Origin of the sequence: Plantactinospora sp. BC1 (genome assembly GCF_003030345.1) — a bacterium.
Classification (GTDB): Bacteria; Actinomycetota; Actinomycetes; order Mycobacteriales; family Micromonosporaceae; genus Plantactinospora.
Window position 1 is genome coordinate 106812 of record NZ_CP028158.1, and the last position, 13930, is coordinate 120741.

At 72.2% G+C, this 13930-nt stretch carries 13 protein-coding genes; 7 read left to right on the plus strand and 6 right to left on the minus strand.

What is annotated here, in order from left to right; genetic code table 11:
- Nucleotides 1-130 precede the first annotated feature (130 nt).
- From C6361_RS00455 to C6361_RS00465, 3 genes are all read right to left on the minus strand, one after another.
- Nucleotides 131-1333 (minus strand): putative manganese transporter, encoded by a 1203-nt coding sequence (locus C6361_RS00455; RefSeq protein ID WP_107266359.1) that lies wholly within the window; start codon nucleotides 1331-1333, stop codon nucleotides 131-133.
- Nucleotides 1334-1438: 105 nt separating this feature from the next.
- Nucleotides 1439-2272 (minus strand): manganese catalase family protein, encoded by an 834-nt coding sequence (locus C6361_RS00460; RefSeq protein WP_107266360.1) that lies wholly within the window; start codon nucleotides 2270-2272, stop codon nucleotides 1439-1441.
- A gap of 83 nt (nucleotides 2273-2355) precedes the next feature.
- The gene (locus tag C6361_RS00465; RefSeq protein ID WP_159079096.1) at nucleotides 2356-3135 is read right to left on the minus strand and encodes a sensor histidine kinase KdpD; all 780 of its coding nucleotides are present in this window, start codon (nucleotides 3133-3135) and stop codon (nucleotides 2356-2358) included.
- A gap of 30 nt (nucleotides 3136-3165) precedes the next feature.
- On the opposite strand from C6361_RS00465, the gene C6361_RS00470 reads away from it, so the two are divergent.
- The 3 genes from C6361_RS00470 (at nucleotide 3166) to C6361_RS00480 (ending at nucleotide 5766) form a co-directional block, all read left to right on the plus strand.
- Nucleotides 3166-3810 (plus strand): response regulator transcription factor, encoded by a 645-nt coding sequence (locus C6361_RS00470; protein WP_107270638.1) that lies wholly within the window; start codon nucleotides 3166-3168, stop codon nucleotides 3808-3810.
- Between the two features lie 154 nt (nucleotides 3811-3964).
- Nucleotides 3965-4591 (plus strand): cyclase, encoded by a 627-nt coding sequence (locus tag C6361_RS00475; protein WP_159079097.1) that lies wholly within the window; start codon nucleotides 3965-3967, stop codon nucleotides 4589-4591.
- Nucleotides 4588-5766, plus strand: a complete 1179-nt coding sequence (locus C6361_RS00480; RefSeq protein ID WP_107259867.1) for a zinc-dependent alcohol dehydrogenase — start codon at nucleotides 4588-4590, stop codon at nucleotides 5764-5766. The genes C6361_RS00475 and C6361_RS00480 overlap by 4 nt, the downstream gene beginning before the upstream one ends.
- 7 nt (nucleotides 5767-5773) lie before the next feature.
- Here the strand turns inward: C6361_RS00480 and C6361_RS00485 are convergent, their stop codons facing one another.
- Both C6361_RS00485 and C6361_RS00490 read right to left on the minus strand, forming a co-directional pair.
- Nucleotides 5774-7819 carry a glycogen debranching N-terminal domain-containing protein gene (locus C6361_RS00485; RefSeq protein WP_107266363.1) on the minus strand — a complete coding sequence of 682 codons (2046 nt, stop codon included), beginning with the start codon at nucleotides 7817-7819 and terminating at the stop codon, nucleotides 5774-5776.
- A complete protein-coding gene (locus tag C6361_RS00490) occupies nucleotides 7816-8193 on the minus strand; it encodes an SCP2 sterol-binding domain-containing protein (RefSeq protein WP_107266364.1) in 378 nt (125 codons plus the stop codon). Before C6361_RS00490 ends, C6361_RS00485 begins: the two co-directional genes overlap by 4 nt.
- Nucleotides 8194-8653: 460 nt before the next feature.
- Between C6361_RS00490 and C6361_RS00495 the strand changes: the two genes are divergently transcribed.
- The 3 genes from C6361_RS00495 to C6361_RS00505 all read left to right on the plus strand — a co-directional run bounded on the left by C6361_RS00495 (nucleotide 8654) and on the right by C6361_RS00505 (nucleotide 11457).
- Nucleotides 8654-9409 (plus strand): SDR family oxidoreductase, encoded by a 756-nt coding sequence (locus C6361_RS00495; protein ID WP_107266365.1) that lies wholly within the window; start codon nucleotides 8654-8656, stop codon nucleotides 9407-9409.
- 143 nt (nucleotides 9410-9552) lie between these two features.
- On the plus strand, nucleotides 9553-10530 hold the full coding sequence (locus C6361_RS00500; RefSeq protein WP_234359228.1) for an RNA polymerase sigma-70 factor: 978 nt from the start codon (nucleotides 9553-9555) through the stop codon (nucleotides 10528-10530).
- 105 nt (nucleotides 10531-10635) lie between these two features.
- Entirely contained in the window at nucleotides 10636-11457 is an 822-nt protein-coding gene (locus tag C6361_RS00505; RefSeq protein ID WP_107266366.1) for an alpha/beta fold hydrolase, read from the plus strand.
- An 11-nt stretch (nucleotides 11458-11468) separates the two neighbouring features.
- On the opposite strand, the gene C6361_RS00510 is transcribed toward C6361_RS00505, so the two are convergent.
- Nucleotides 11469-12305 (minus strand): helix-turn-helix transcriptional regulator, encoded by an 837-nt coding sequence (locus C6361_RS00510; protein ID WP_107266367.1) that lies wholly within the window; start codon nucleotides 12303-12305, stop codon nucleotides 11469-11471.
- Nucleotides 12306-12494: 189 nt separating this feature from the next.
- Here C6361_RS00510 and C6361_RS00515 point away from each other — a divergent pair, with 189 nt between their 5' ends.
- The gene (locus C6361_RS00515) at nucleotides 12495-13922 is read left to right on the plus strand and encodes an aldehyde dehydrogenase family protein (RefSeq protein ID WP_107266368.1); all 1428 of its coding nucleotides are present in this window, start codon (nucleotides 12495-12497) and stop codon (nucleotides 13920-13922) included.
- Nucleotides 13923-13930 lie beyond the last annotated feature (8 nt).

Sequence of the window (13930 nt, forward strand, 5' to 3'; positions counted from 1 at the left end):
ACCCTCCTCCGGTCGACTCGGCACGCCCCGGTTTCCCGGCACGGCGACTTCCATGTCTCCCGGTACCGGAGCCCTGCCCGGCGGGCGCCACGACCGTTTCCGGGGCGCCGGCCGCGCGTCCGGCTCCCCTTCAGCGGAGCAGTACGAGCAGCGCCAGCCCGACCAGGAGGGCCGGGATGGTGGTGATCACCGTTGCGGTCGCGGCGGCCCGGCGGCGCAGTGCCGCGAGCGGGATCAGGGCGTCCCCGTCCTGGCTGATCGCGTTGGCCACCAGCGTCGTCACCGGCAGGCCGCCGCTGACGAAGATGCCGGTGAAGACGATCTGGACGGCACAGCCCGGTACGAGGCCGATCAGCGCCCCGACGAGCACCCCGGCGACTCCGGCGAAGGCGAGTTCGGAGCCGTCGAAACCCGTCGTGCTGCTGAGCACCTGCCAGCCGACGTAGGCCACCGCCACCCAGACGGTGATGAACGACGCCTCGTGTGCGCTGTGCCGCAGCGCCTCCCGCCGGCTCGACGGGGTGGCGGTGTCGACCGTGTCGTCGGCGAACCGGCCCCGCCCGGCGGCGAAGATGAGCACCGCGATCAACGTTCCGCAGCAGCCGAGCGCGAGGTAGGGGTCGACGCCGCCGAGCGCGGCGGTGAGGCGTTGCGGGTCGACGGCGTGGAACACCACCGGTACCGACACCAGGAAGGCCGGCATGGTGAGTCCCCAGAACACCAGGGACATCCGGATCGGGCGTAGCGGCGCCACCGCCGCCGCCACGGCCAGGGTCGCCGGGGCCGGGAAGGTGTCGAGGGCCCCCGGTCGGCCGCCGGTGCCGGCCCGGGCCACCAGCTGCCGCTGCGGCTCCGGCGCTTCGGCTGGTCGGCTGGCCCCGTCGGCCGGGGCGTCGGTGTGCTGCCGCCGCAACCAGCGCCTCGGCGACCGGACGGCCCGGGCCGGGTCGATGCCGAGCATGTCGACGACGTACCCGGTGACCAGGCCCACGACGAAGAGCAGAGCGTGGATCTTGAACGCGAACTCGGGGTTCGCGGCGATGACCACCCAGGACGAGTCACCCATGGTCGCCGCGAGGGCGGCCACGACCGTACCGAAGGAGACCTTGCCGCGCGCGTACAGCGGCATGAGGATGATGGCGCCGCCGCAGCCGGGGCTGACCCCCAGCAGCGCGCCGACCAGGGGACCGAGCCGGGGGCGGTGGGTCAGGTGGTCGGTGACCCGGTCGCCGTACCGCCAGCGCAGCCAGCCGAAGAGCGCGACCATCACCGCGACGTAGACCCCCACCTGCATGAACGCGTCCGCCAACGGGCGGGCCAGGAGTTCGATCATGGTTTCCGTCTTCCGGGTGAGGCCGCGCCGACCCGCCGCCGTGGCGACGGATCGGCGCGGCGGGACGGCGCGGCGGAACGGGGCAGGTCGGTGATCTGCCGCCGGTCAGGTGCCGGACGGCGGCGTGCTGTGCAGGCGCGGGTCGCCCGGCGGCAGTACGGGCGCGTCCGCGTACGAGGTCGGGGTCGCCTGGTAGCTGAACTGTCCCTTGCCGTCGGGGCTCGGGCCGGCGGCCCACCGCCCCTCGGCCGCCTCCTCGCCCGCCGAGAAGTTGATGTACTGGTAGGCGAACTCGTTCTCCTGCTCGGCGTCGGGGAACGCCTCCGGGACCGGCATCTCTTCGAGGCCGTCCTCCTTGAGCTGCTCGATCGCCGCGAGCCACATGTTCTGGTGCATGGTGTCCCGGGCCAGCAGGAACCGCAGCATCTGCTTGACGCCGGGGTCGTCGGTCATGTGGAACAACCGGGCGACCTGGAGCCGGCCCTGCGCCTCGGCGGTCACGTTGAGGTGGAAGTCGGCGAGCAGGTTGCCGCTGGCGGTGATGAAGGCGCCGTTCCACGGCACCCCGGCACTGTCGACCGGCAGCGGACCACCGCCGGAGTGGATGAAGTGCGCCGGGTTCGACCCGGCGTAGATCGCGGTCAGCATCGGGTTGTCCTCGGCGGCCGCCTCCTGCAACGACAGTGGCGCGCTGTCCAGCAGGTGGGCGATCATCGTGCAGATCATCTCGACGTGGCCCATCTCCTCGGTGCCGACGTCGAGCAGCAGATCCTTGTACTTGCCGGGCAGTCGGCAGCTCCAGCCCTGGAAGAGGTACTGGTTGGCGACCGTCATCTCTCCCCACTTGCCGCCGAGCACCTCCTGGAGGCGCCGGGCGAACGCGGCGTCGGGAGCATCGGGCTTGGCGTGGAACTGCAGGTCCTTGACGTGGCTGAACACGGTGTCCTCCTGTTGGAAGTGGCAGACCGTGCCCGGCTACCCGCTCCGCTGGCCCGCCGGGGTCACCGGGCGGCCCGGAGGGGTCAGCTCGGGCCGGCCCCACCTCCGGGGAGGCAGCGCGGGGCGGGCAGGCTCACCCGTACCGCCGTTCCACCCGTGGTCCGGTACGCCGTGATCGTGCCGCCCTCGGCGGCGACCAGCTGTCGGACGATCCACAGCCCGAGTCCGGAGACGCCGGGCGGCGGCGCGGTCCGGGCCAGCGCAGCCAGCAGGGCTGGACACGACCGTCCCTCGTCGGCCACGACCAGGACCAGTGCGCCGGCCCGTACCGAGGCGGAGACCCGGACGTGGCCTTCCGGCGGGCCGTGCCGCAGGGCGTTGTCCACGAGGTTGGCGAGGATCTGCCGGGTCCGGTGCGCGGGTACCAGCCGAGCACCGGCACCACGGGAGAGCCGTACCGTCAACCGGTGCGGCGGCGCCTGGGGCGCGACGGCGGTCGGCAACACCTGGCTCAGCGGGACCGGCCGGTCGATTGGCTCCGCCAGGCTCTGCGTCACCGACATCGCCTGCCGGCACAGCACCGCCAGGTGTGCCGCCTGTTCCTGCGCCAAGGCGGCCAGGCCATGTCGTTGCGTCGGGTCGAGCGGCACCGGCTCCTCGGCCAGGGCCCGGGTCAGTGAGCGTAGCGACTCGATCGGTGACCGCAGTTCGTGGCAGAACATCCGCAACAGCAGCGTCTCGCTTCCGGCAGCGGGTGCCCCGGTCTCCTCCGGCGCTGCGGCAACGGAGCCGGCGGTCGGGAGTTCCCGGACGTGCGGAGCCCGGATACCGGCGCGATGAGCGGTCTCGGGCCGGCCGGGCATGATCGGTCCCAGATCGGGAAACGCCGCCGCGTGTCCGGATCCGCAACCCTCCGCCTCGTACTGGTCGATGACCATCCCCTCTTCGTCCGGGGTCTCGAACTGCTGCTTCCGACCAGCACCCAGGGGCGGGCCCGGATCGTCGGCTCCACCGGTGACGCTGCCGCCGCGGCGGCCACGGTCCGCCGGTGCGTACCCGATCTGGCCCTGGTCGACCTGCACATGCCGGCACCGGGCGGGATCCGGGCCATCACCGCCATCCGGCGGACCGCGCCACGGGTACGAATCGTCGCGATCTCGGGTCTGGACGACACCGATCTGATGGTGCAGGCGCTGCGGGCTGGCGCCGAGGGTTACCTGCCGAAGAGCAGCGAACCCGAGGAGCTGCTGCCGCCGCTGATGGCGATTCTGGACGGGTGGGCGGTGCTCCCTGCCGGGCTGCTCGTCGCGCTGCTCCGCCCGACGTACAACGGGCTGCCGGCGACGGCCATCCTCGACGACGAGGAACGCCGGCTTCTGCAGCTTATTGCGAAAGGTTGTCGGACGGTGGAAATCGCCGAAGAGCTGAACTTCTCCGAACGCACGGTGAAGCGACTCACGGCATCCCTGCTGCGGAAGCTGCGGGTGTCGAACCGGACAGAGGCCGCGGCGGTGGCCGGAAACGCCGGGCTGCTCTGAACCGGGCACGTCCACCGGCGGGACGGCATGGCTGAGGCGTTTGTCCCGTTGCCCGCCGGGTACGCCATCCGTGGGTGGCGGCGGTCCCCATGGGAGTTCCGCGCCGGCCGTACCGGGCGGGAACGGCCGCCGGCTTCGGGTTGGGAGGATCGGCATGGTTGGCAGGGTCAGTGGATGGCTGGCGGTGACGGTGGCGGCCGGCGTGGGAGCGGGCCTGCTCGCCCGGCGCCGCCGGGAATCGCTGCCGGCGCGGCAGGACGGCGGATACCGGACCGTACGCGCGGTCACCGTCGACCGCTCGGCGGAGTCCATCGTGGAGTACTGCGGGCAGTCGCCGCACCTCTCGGCCATGCTGGACCGGCAGGTCCAGGTGCGACCGGGTGACGGCGAGCGGCGCCGGGTCCTGAGCGGCGGGTCCGGGACGGCCGGCTGGACCGTCGAGGTCCACGCCGACTCCGCGACCGGCCCGTTCCACTGGCAGGTCGAGGAGGGGCCGACGCCGCACCAGGGCCGGATCGAGCTGGTTTCCGCACCGGGTGCCCGGGGCACCGAGGTACGGGTCGAGCTGCGCTACCCGGAGAGCCGGGTCGGACATCGGGCGGCGGTGCTGCGGGGACGCGACCTCGACCAGCTGCTCCGTACGGTGCTGCGGCGGGCCAAGTCCCTGATCGAGGCGGGGGAGGTGGTCTCCACCATGGCCGAACCCTCCGGACGGGCCGGCATCACGGAGCGGACCACCCGGGTCGTCCGGGAGAAGCTGTCGACGGGAGGACGGCCGTGAAGGCACTGTGCTGGGAGGGCGTCGGGAAGCTGCGCGTGCAGGAGGTTCCCGACCCGACGATCCAGGGCCCGGGTGACGCGATCGTCCGGGTGCGGGCGAGCAGCGTCTGCGGATCGGACCTGCACCTGATCAACGGCTACCTGCCGGCGATGCGCGAGGGCGACATCCTCGGCCACGAGTTCACCGGCGAGGTGGTCGAGGTCGGGCCGGAGGTCGGCAAGCTCAAGGTCGGTGACCGGGTGGTCGTCGGATCGGTACTCGCCTGCGGCGGCTGCTGGTACTGCCGCACCGGCCAGTACTCGCTCTGCGACAACTCCAATCCGCAGCCGAACTTCACCGAGACACTGTGGGGGCACGCGCCGGCGGGGATCATCGGCTATTCGCACGCCGCCGGTGGCTTCGCCGGCAGCCACGCCGAGTACGTCCGGGTGCCGTTCGCCGACGTCGGCGCGTTCCCGGTGCCGGAGGCGGTCGCCGACGACGCCGTGGTCTTCGCCTCCGACGCGATGCCGACCGGTTGGATGGCCGCCGACTTCTGCGACCTGCGTGGTGGTGAGGTGGTCGCGGTCTGGGGGGCCGGTGGCGTGGGCCAGATGGCGGCCCGCTCCGCCCAACTGCTCGGCGCCGAGCGGGTGATCGTGATCGACCGGCTGCCCGAACGGCTCCGCGTCGCGGAGCAGCGGCTCGGGGTGGAGACCATCGACTACAGCCGGGTCGACGTGCTCGCCGCGCTCCGGGAGATGACCGGTGGCCGGGGGCCGGACGCCTGCATCGAGGCGGTCGGGATGGAGGCCCACGACGTCGGTCCGGCGTACCGGTACGACCGGATCAAGCAGGCCGTGCGGTTGCAGAGCGACCGGCCGACGGCGGTACGGCAGGCGATCATGGCCTGCCGGAAGGGCGGTACGGTGAGCATCGTCGGCGTCTTCGGCGGCTTCGTGGACAAGTTTCCGCTCGGCGCCGCGATGAACAAGGCACTGGTGCTGCGGATGGGGCAGATGCACGCCCAGCGCTACATTCCGATGCTCCTGGAACGGCTCGCCAACGGCGAGATCGATCCCGGCTATCTCGCCACCCATCCGCTGCCGCTGACCGACGGCGTGCGCGGCTACGAACTCTTCGAGAAGAAGCAGGACGGCTGCCTGCGGTCGGTGCTGCACCCGACCCCGGCCTGACCGCCGGCTACCGGGCGACCTCGACCGAGCCGCGACCGTAGGCGTCGAGCCGGCCCCACCGTCCCGGGATGTCGAGCAGCGCGATGTGACCCATGTGCTGGGGCAGGGCCGGGTTCACCACGAGATTCTCGCCCGATGGTTCGAGGCCGAGCATCGTACGCAGGAAGAGCAGTGGTGCCCCGGCCGACCAGGCCTGCGGGCTGCACGCGGTGGGGTACTGGACGGGGTATTTGGTCCGCTCCCGCTCGTGCCCGGCGAACGCCTCGGGCAGGCGTCCCTGGAAGTAGGTCGCCGCGTCCAGGATCGCGGCGGCGACCCGGGCCGCCTCGTTCTGGTACCCGTAGCGGCGCAACCCCCAGGCGATGATCGAGTTGTCGAACGGCCAGACCGTGCCGACGTGGTAGCCGACCGGGTTGTAGAGCCGCTCGCTGTTCGCCAGGGTCCGGATCCCCCAGCCGGAGAAGAGCGCGGGACCGAGCAGGTGCCGCACCACGGCGTCGGCCTTGTCCTCGTCGACGATGCCGCTCCAGAGCAGGTGGCCGATGTTCGACGAGAGGGCGTCGATCTGGCTGCCGTCGGCGTCCAGACCGAGCGCGTAATACTGCCGGTCCTCGATCCAGAAGTCGCGGTTGAAGCGCTCCCTGAGCCTGAGCGCGTCGTCTTCGAGCCGGTCGGCGAGGGCGGGGTCGTTCCAGAACGAGCGGGCGAGTCGGGACGCGCGCAGCTTGGCGTCGTAGGCGTAGCCCTGGAGTTCGCAGGTCGCCCGGGGATAACCGGGCAGCCGACCGTCGCGATAGGAGATCGCCTCCGGGGAGTCCTTCCAGCACTGGTTCGCCAGTCCCGTGTCCGGGTTGCGGGGACGGTAGGAGAGGTAGCCGTTCCCGGTCAGGTCGCCGTACTCGTCGATCCAGTTCAGAGCCGCGCGGGCCTCGTACTCGAAGTGCCGCACCAGGTCGACGTCTCCGGTCCACCGCTCGTACTCGTCGAGCAGCACGACGAACAGCGGTGTCGCGTCGGCACTGCCGTAGTACGGGCAGTGCGGCCGCTCCTCGAAGGCGACCGTCTCGCCGAACCGCATCTCGTGCAGAATCCGGCCGGGGTCCTCGTCCCGGAAGTCGTCCCGGCGGCTGCCCTGCCGGGTGCCCAGCTCCCGCAGTGTCGAGGCGGCGAGTTCGGGCTGGAAGGGCAGTGCCTGGAGGCTGGTGATGATGCTGTCCCGGCCGAACACCGCCATGAACCACGGCAGGCCGGCGGCCGGCAGGCTCCCGCCCATCGAGGTGGGCGCGGTGAAGCGCAACGCGGCGAGGTCGACGAGGCTGCGCAGATAGGTGTGCCGCAGCGGATCCCAGTCGCACTCCAGGCGCGGCGCGTTCTCGATCCACTGCTTCAGGTCCCGCTTCATGTCCCGGTCGGCCCAGCTCGGGTCCCACTCGGACCCCAGCGGCAGGGTACGGCCGGCCGGGCCGATCATCGTCGGTACGACCCGCAGCTCGGTGGTCCACTCCTGCTTCGGGTCGAGCCGGACGGTGAAGGTCAGGCCGCGCCGGTCCAACTGGGCCGGTGCGGTGGCGGAGATGACGGTCTGCCGGTGGAAGGTCTGCCGGGTGTACCCGAGCAGCAGGCGCCCGTCGTCGACCCGCGTGTAGTAGTCGCCCTCCTTCGCCAGGGCGTCCTTGACCTCGAAGAGATCGGCGAAGTCGGACCCCACCTCGACCCGTACGGTGAGTTCGACCGGCTTGTCGCCGTGGTTCAGGATGGCGATTTCCTCGCTGAACCCGTCCGTCACCGCGCGCTGGCGGAGCACCGACACCTTCGCGTTGGTGTACACCCCACCGGGACCGACGAGCAGGAAGAAGCGCTTCTCGTAATATTGCAGGTCGTCGATGGAGAGCGGGCTGAGGCGTTCCCCGTCGACGGTGAGCACCCAGGTGGAGAGGTAACGCGTGTCGAAGGAGAAGAGCCCCGCCGGGTCGGTGGGCGAGGTGTCGATGTCGCCACGGGTGTCGCTGACCACGAAGGTGTTCCCCGCGAGAATGCTCACCAGGTCGCTCATCGTCTCGGCGGCTCCCCGCTGGTGGCCATCCGGTGCCCGCTGGGCGCCTGCGGTCCCGGCAACAGCCGTTCGAACATGAGCAGCAGCGGGACCTTGCCCTCGGCCGAGATCTCGCCCCGCAGCAGCGCCGCCATCAGGTTCGCCTCCCCGCAGGCGGCGCGGTCGAACAGCTCCCGGCCGACCCGTACGACACCATCCGCCTCGATGTTCTCCCGGGTCACCGTCACGTCGCCCCGGTCGACCCGCACGTACCAGTGCTCCGTGCAGAGCCCCTGCACGACCTCGAAGCGCACGGTGCCGGAGGCCTTCTCGAGCAGCCGTTCGTGCCCGCGCCGGCTGAACTCGGCGAAGTACTCCTCGGTGGGACTGGTCATCCCGAGCCTCCGTTTCCTGCGATCGTCGGCCCGCCCCGCCCGGCGACGGGATCGGGTCTCGGGCGGCGTCGGCACCTACTCCGATGGTCGCCGTCGACCGGGGCCGGGACATCACCCGCGCCGGGTGATCCGGACCGGCAGGGCCGGCGAAATGCGCCTGGGCGGGCCGATCGGGTCGGCCGGCCGACCTCCGGCGGAGGGCGGCCGACGGGCACGCCGGACCGGGCCGTGCGACGGTGTCGGAGAGTCGGACATCCGGGTCCGAACAGGCCGGGTGAGGTCGTCACCGGTCGACGAGACCGGCCCGATCGGCTCCGCGAGGTGTCGCGGTCGCCCACCGGGGGAGACCGGATGCGGTGGCGGCCGACCGGCCGCTGTCACGAATCACCGTCCCACCCGGTCGTTGTGGGTGACAGGGCGCCGTCGGCGCCACGGAAAGCCGAACCAGAGGAACAGAGAAATGAAGATCGTCGTTATCGGCGGCAGCGGACTCATCGGCAGCAAGGTCGTGGAGCTGCTCGCCGCAGCGGGTCACCAGGCGGTGGCGGCCTCCCCGAGGACCGGCGTGAACGCGGTGACCGGCGAGGGACTCGCCGAGGCGCTCGACGGGGCCGACGCCGTCGTGGACGTGTCGAACTCGCCCTCCTTCGACCCGGCCGCCGCGCGGGAGTTCTTCGAGACCTCCACCCGCAACCTGCTCGCGGCCGAGGCGGCGGCCGGGGTGGGCCACCACGTGGCGCTCTCGGTCGTCGGCGCGGACCGGATGCCGAACGTCGGGTACATGGGGGCGAAGGTGGCGCAGGAGGCACTGGTCGCGGCGGGGCCGGTCCCGTACTCGATCGTGCGGGCGACGCAGTTCTTCGAGTTCCTCGACGCCATCGCCGACACCGGGACCGACGGCGACACGGTACGCCTGGGACCGGTGCTCTTCCAGCCGATCGCCGCCGACGACGTGGCGGCCACGGTCGCGGACGTCGCGCTCGGTGCCCCGGTCGGCGGCATCGTCGAGGTGGCCGGCCCCGAGCGGTCCCGCCTCGACGAGGTGATCCGGTCGGTGCTGCGCGCACAGCAGGACCCCCGGCAGGTGGTGACCGACCCGGCCGCCGGGTACTACGGCGCCGAGGTGGCCGAGGACGCGCTGGTTCCGCTCGGCGAGGCCCGGACGGGGCGCATCCGGCTGGCGGAGCGGCGTGCGGTGGACGGGGCCGGGCGGTAGCCGTCGATCCGGCACGCTGTCTGCCCGACCTGCGGCCGGCCCGCCGTGCCGGCCGGAGGCCGGGCCCGGCACCGGCCCCGGATCGTCGGTCGGGCGCCGACGGGATTTTGCCAGCCGCCCCCGAACCCGTGGACGATGGCGATGTGCAGCCCCCGATCGAGCAGGCCGACGGAGCGATCGAACCGGCCGAGGGACCCACCGAGCAGGCCGAGGGACAGCCCGAACAGGCCGACGGAAAGGCCGGGCAGTCCGGACATACCGACGAGCTGGGCGACTTCCAGGCGGTCCGGGGACGGTTGTTCGGCATCGCCTACCGGATGCTCGGCAGCGTCGGGGACGCCGAGGACGTCGTGCAGGATGCCTGGCTGCGCTGGCAGGGGACGGATCGCCGGAGCGTCCGGAACCCCGCGGCGTTCCTCACCACCACGACGACCCGGTTGGCGATCAACGCGGTGACGACGGCCCGGGCGCGTCGGGAGACGTACGTCGGGCCGTGGCTGCCGGAGCCGGTGGACACCTCGGCCGATCCGGCGCTCGGCGCCGAGCGGGCCGAGGGGCTGGAGTTGGGGGTACTGCTGCTGCTGGAGAAGCTCGCCCCGGCGGAGCGGGCGGCGTACGTGCTGCGGGAGGCGTTCGACTACGCCCACCGGCAGGTCGCCGAGGTCCTGGGTACCACCGAGGCGAACGCCCGGCAACTGTTGAGCCGGGCCCGCCGGCACCTGGCCTCGACGCGCTCGACACCCGTCGGCCGGGCCGAACACCGGCGGTTGGTCGAGGCGTTCCGGGCGGCGGCCCGGGGTGGCGACCTGGCCGCGCTGGAGCGGCTGCTCGCGGCCGACGTGATCGCCAGTTCCGACGGCGGGGGACGGGTGCACGCCTCCCGGAAGGACCTGTACGGCGTGGCCCGGGTGACGACCCTGCTCGACAACGTCCTGCGGAAGTACTGGAGCGAGTCGGTGATCCGGGTGGTGCCGGCCAACGGCACCGAGAGCCTGCTCGTGGCCGCCGCAGACGGGACTCCGGAGGCGCTGCTCGCCCTGGCGGCCACCGACCGGGGCGTCGAGCGCCTTTTCCTCGTGCTGAATCCGGACAAGCTGCGCCAGTTCGCCGCTCGGGGCTGACGGCTGCGGCACGGCGGATTCCGGCAAACCGCCCTGCACCAGGCCCGAGCTGTGTCTAAATCGGGTACGTCGGGCGCTGGAACGATCGCGACGTACGGGGGAGTCATGGGCTTCGTCACCGCCAAGGACGGCACGGAGATCTACTACAAGGACTGGGGCTCCGGTCCGGTCGTGACCTTCTCACACGGCTGGCCGTTGAGCGCGGACGCCTGGGACGGCCAGTTGCTGTTCCTGGTGCAGCAGGGCTTCCGGGTCGTCGCGCACGACCGGCGGGGGCACGGCAGGTCCGGCCAGGCCTCGGCCCGCAACGACATGGACGGGTACGCCGACGACCTCGCCGCCGTACTGGAGGCGCTGGACCTGACCGACGTGACGCTGGTCGGCCACTCGACGGGCGGCGGTGAGGTGGCCCGCTACATCGGCCGGTACGGCACCGGTCGGGTCGCCAGGGCGGTGCTGATCTCCGCCGTGCCACCGATCATGGTGCAGACGCCGGACAATCCCGAGGGGCTGCCGATCGACGTCTTCGACGGGCTGCGCGCCAAGCTCTTCGCCGACCGGTCGCAGTTCTACCAGGAGCTGGCGCAGATGTTCTACGGCGCGAACCGGCCCGGGGCGCAGGTCTCCAAGGGCATCCTCGACCAGTTCTGGCTCTGGAGCATGCAGGCCGGCATGAAGAACGCGTACGAGAGCATCAAGGCCTTCTCCGAGACGGACTTCCGCGACGACCTCGCCAAGTTCGACGTTCCGACCCTGGTGATGCACGGCGAGGACGACCAGATCGTCCCGGTGAAGGACTCGGCCCGGAAGACCGCCCAGTTGATCGCGAACGCCCAGGAGATCTACTACCCGGGCGCGCCGCACGGCTTGACCGCCACCCTCCAGGACCAGGTCAACAACGACCTGCTCGCCTTCCTCAGGAGCTGACCGGGGACAGCTCAGAGCCCCTGACCGGCGACGACCGAGAGCAGCCGGAGCCGCTCCGCGCTCTCGCTGCCCGGGGTGGCGGTGAAGACCAGCAGCGACTGGGACTGGTCGGGATCGAGCAGCACCTGGCAGTGCAGTTCGAGGAGCCCGAGCCGGGGATGCTGGATCCGCTTCGCCGCGCAGTACGGGCCGGTGACCGGGTGCTCGCGCCATAGTTCGGCGAACTCCGGGCTGCGGGCGAGCAGCCCGTCGACGATCTCCCCGGCCCGGGAGTCCCGCCCGGCCCGGGTGTACGCCCGGTGCAGGTCGGCGGCGAGCAGCCGGCTGTGCCCGGGATGGTCCTCCTCGGGGTGGATGCGCCGGCTCTCCGGTTCGGTGAACCAGCGGTAGTGCAGGCTGCGGGCCAGCCCGGTGTGCCGGGTCTCGTTGCCGAGCAGCGCGGTGGCGAGCCGGGTCTGCCGCAACGTCTCGCCGAGGTCGCTGACCACCTGCGCGGCCGCGTCGCCGAGCCCGTCGAAGATGCGCATCATCCCCGGGTTGATGTGCTCGGCCCGGCGTACCCGGCTCGGCGTCGGATAGCCGCCGAGCCGGAACAGGTGGTCCCGTTCCTCCAGCGAGAGGCGCAGGCCACGGGCGATCGCGGCGAGCATCTGCTCGGAGGGGCGGGGGCCGCGCTGCTGCTCGATCCGGCTGTAGTAGTCGGTCGACATGTCGCTGAGCGCCGCGACCTCCTCCCGGCGCAGCCCGCCCGTACGCCGCCGCCGCTGTCCCCGGGGCAGCCCGACATCCTCCGGTTGGAGCGCCTCGCGCCGGCTCCGGAGGAACTCGGCCAGCCGCACCCGGTCCATCGCGCCTCCTGCTCGTCCTGCCTTTCGGCCGCCTGCCGACCGTTCGACTTCGGCAACAATCCCCGGACCGGCGGGAATTCCTCCGGCGGCGCCGATCGTCACACCGAGGCGGGCGGCCGACCAGGTGAGCGCTGTCCACGGATCGGCTGTACCTGGCTACGCCCGTACCGCCGGCCAAGACTCGGCTCCATGACTGGACCAACACAGAACGCGCCCGGGCACTGGATCGACGGCGCGTGGACCCCGGCCGGATCGTCGGCGACCATTTCGGTGTCGAACCCGGCGAGCGGTGAGATCGTCGCCGAGGTGCCGGCCGGTACCGCCGATGACCTTGACCGGGCGGTCGCCGCCGCCCGGGCCGCCCTGCCCGGCTGGGCCGCGACACCGCCCGCCGAGCGGGCCGCCGTCGTGCGGCGGATCGCCGAGGGCCTGGGTACCCGGGCCGAGGAGATCGCCGCCGCGATCACCGCCGAGATGGGTTCCCCGCTCATCCTGTCCCGGACCGCCCAGGTCGGCTTCCCGGTCGCCGTCGCCGAGTCCTTCACCAGCCTGGCCGCCGACTTCGCCTGGACCGAGGAGATCGGCAACTCGCTGATCGTGCGCGAGCCGATCGGCGTGGTCGGCGCGATCACCCCATGGAACTTCCCGCTCCAGCAGATCGTGTCGAAGCTGGCGCCGGCCCTGGTCGCCGGGAACACCATGGTCTTCAAGCCCTCCGAGATCGCGCCGCTGACCGCGCGGATCCTCGCCGAGGTCACCGCCGGGGCGGGCCTGCCGGACGGGGTCTTCAACGTCGTCTACGGCACCGGACCGGTCGTCGGCGAGGCGATCTCCGCCCACCCGGGGATCGACATGATCTCGTTCACCGGCTCCACCCGGGCCGGCCGGCGGATCGCCGCCGTCGCCGCGGCGACGGTGAAGCGGGTCGCGCTGGAACTCGGCGGCAAGGGCGCGAACGTGATCCTCGACGACGCCGACCTGCCGACGGCGGTACGGACCGGGCTGGCGATGGCGTTCACCAACGGCGGTCAGGTCTGCGGGGCCTGGCCCCGGATGCTGGTACCGGCGTCGCGCCAGGACGAGGTCGTGGCGCTGGCCGTCGCCGCCGCCCGGGAGTACGTCGTCGGCGAGCCGACCGACGAGGCGACCCGGATCGGCCCGATGGCCTCCGAGGCGCACCGGGAGAGGGTCCACGGCTACATCGAGCGGGGCATCGCCGACGGGGCGAGGCTGGTCTTCGGCGGTCCCGGCCGACCCGAGGGGCTGGACCGGGGCGCCTACCTCCGGCCGACGATCTTCGCCGACGTCGACCCGTACTCGGTCATCGCCCAGGAGGAGATCTTCGGCCCGGTCCTGACGATCATCCCGTACGCGGACGAGGACGAGGCGGTCGCCATCGCCAACGGCACCGTGTACGGCCTCACCGCCGGGGTCTTCGGCGAGCCGGAGCACGCCCTCGCCGTGGCCCGGCGGCTGCACGCCGGTCAGGTCGACGTCAACGGCGGCCACTGGAACCCGCTCGCCCCGTTCGGCGGCTACAAGCAGTCCGGCAACGGCCGCGAGTTCGGCCGGGCGGGGCTGGAGGAGTTCCTGGAGACCAAGTCCATCCAGCGCTGAACGGGCGT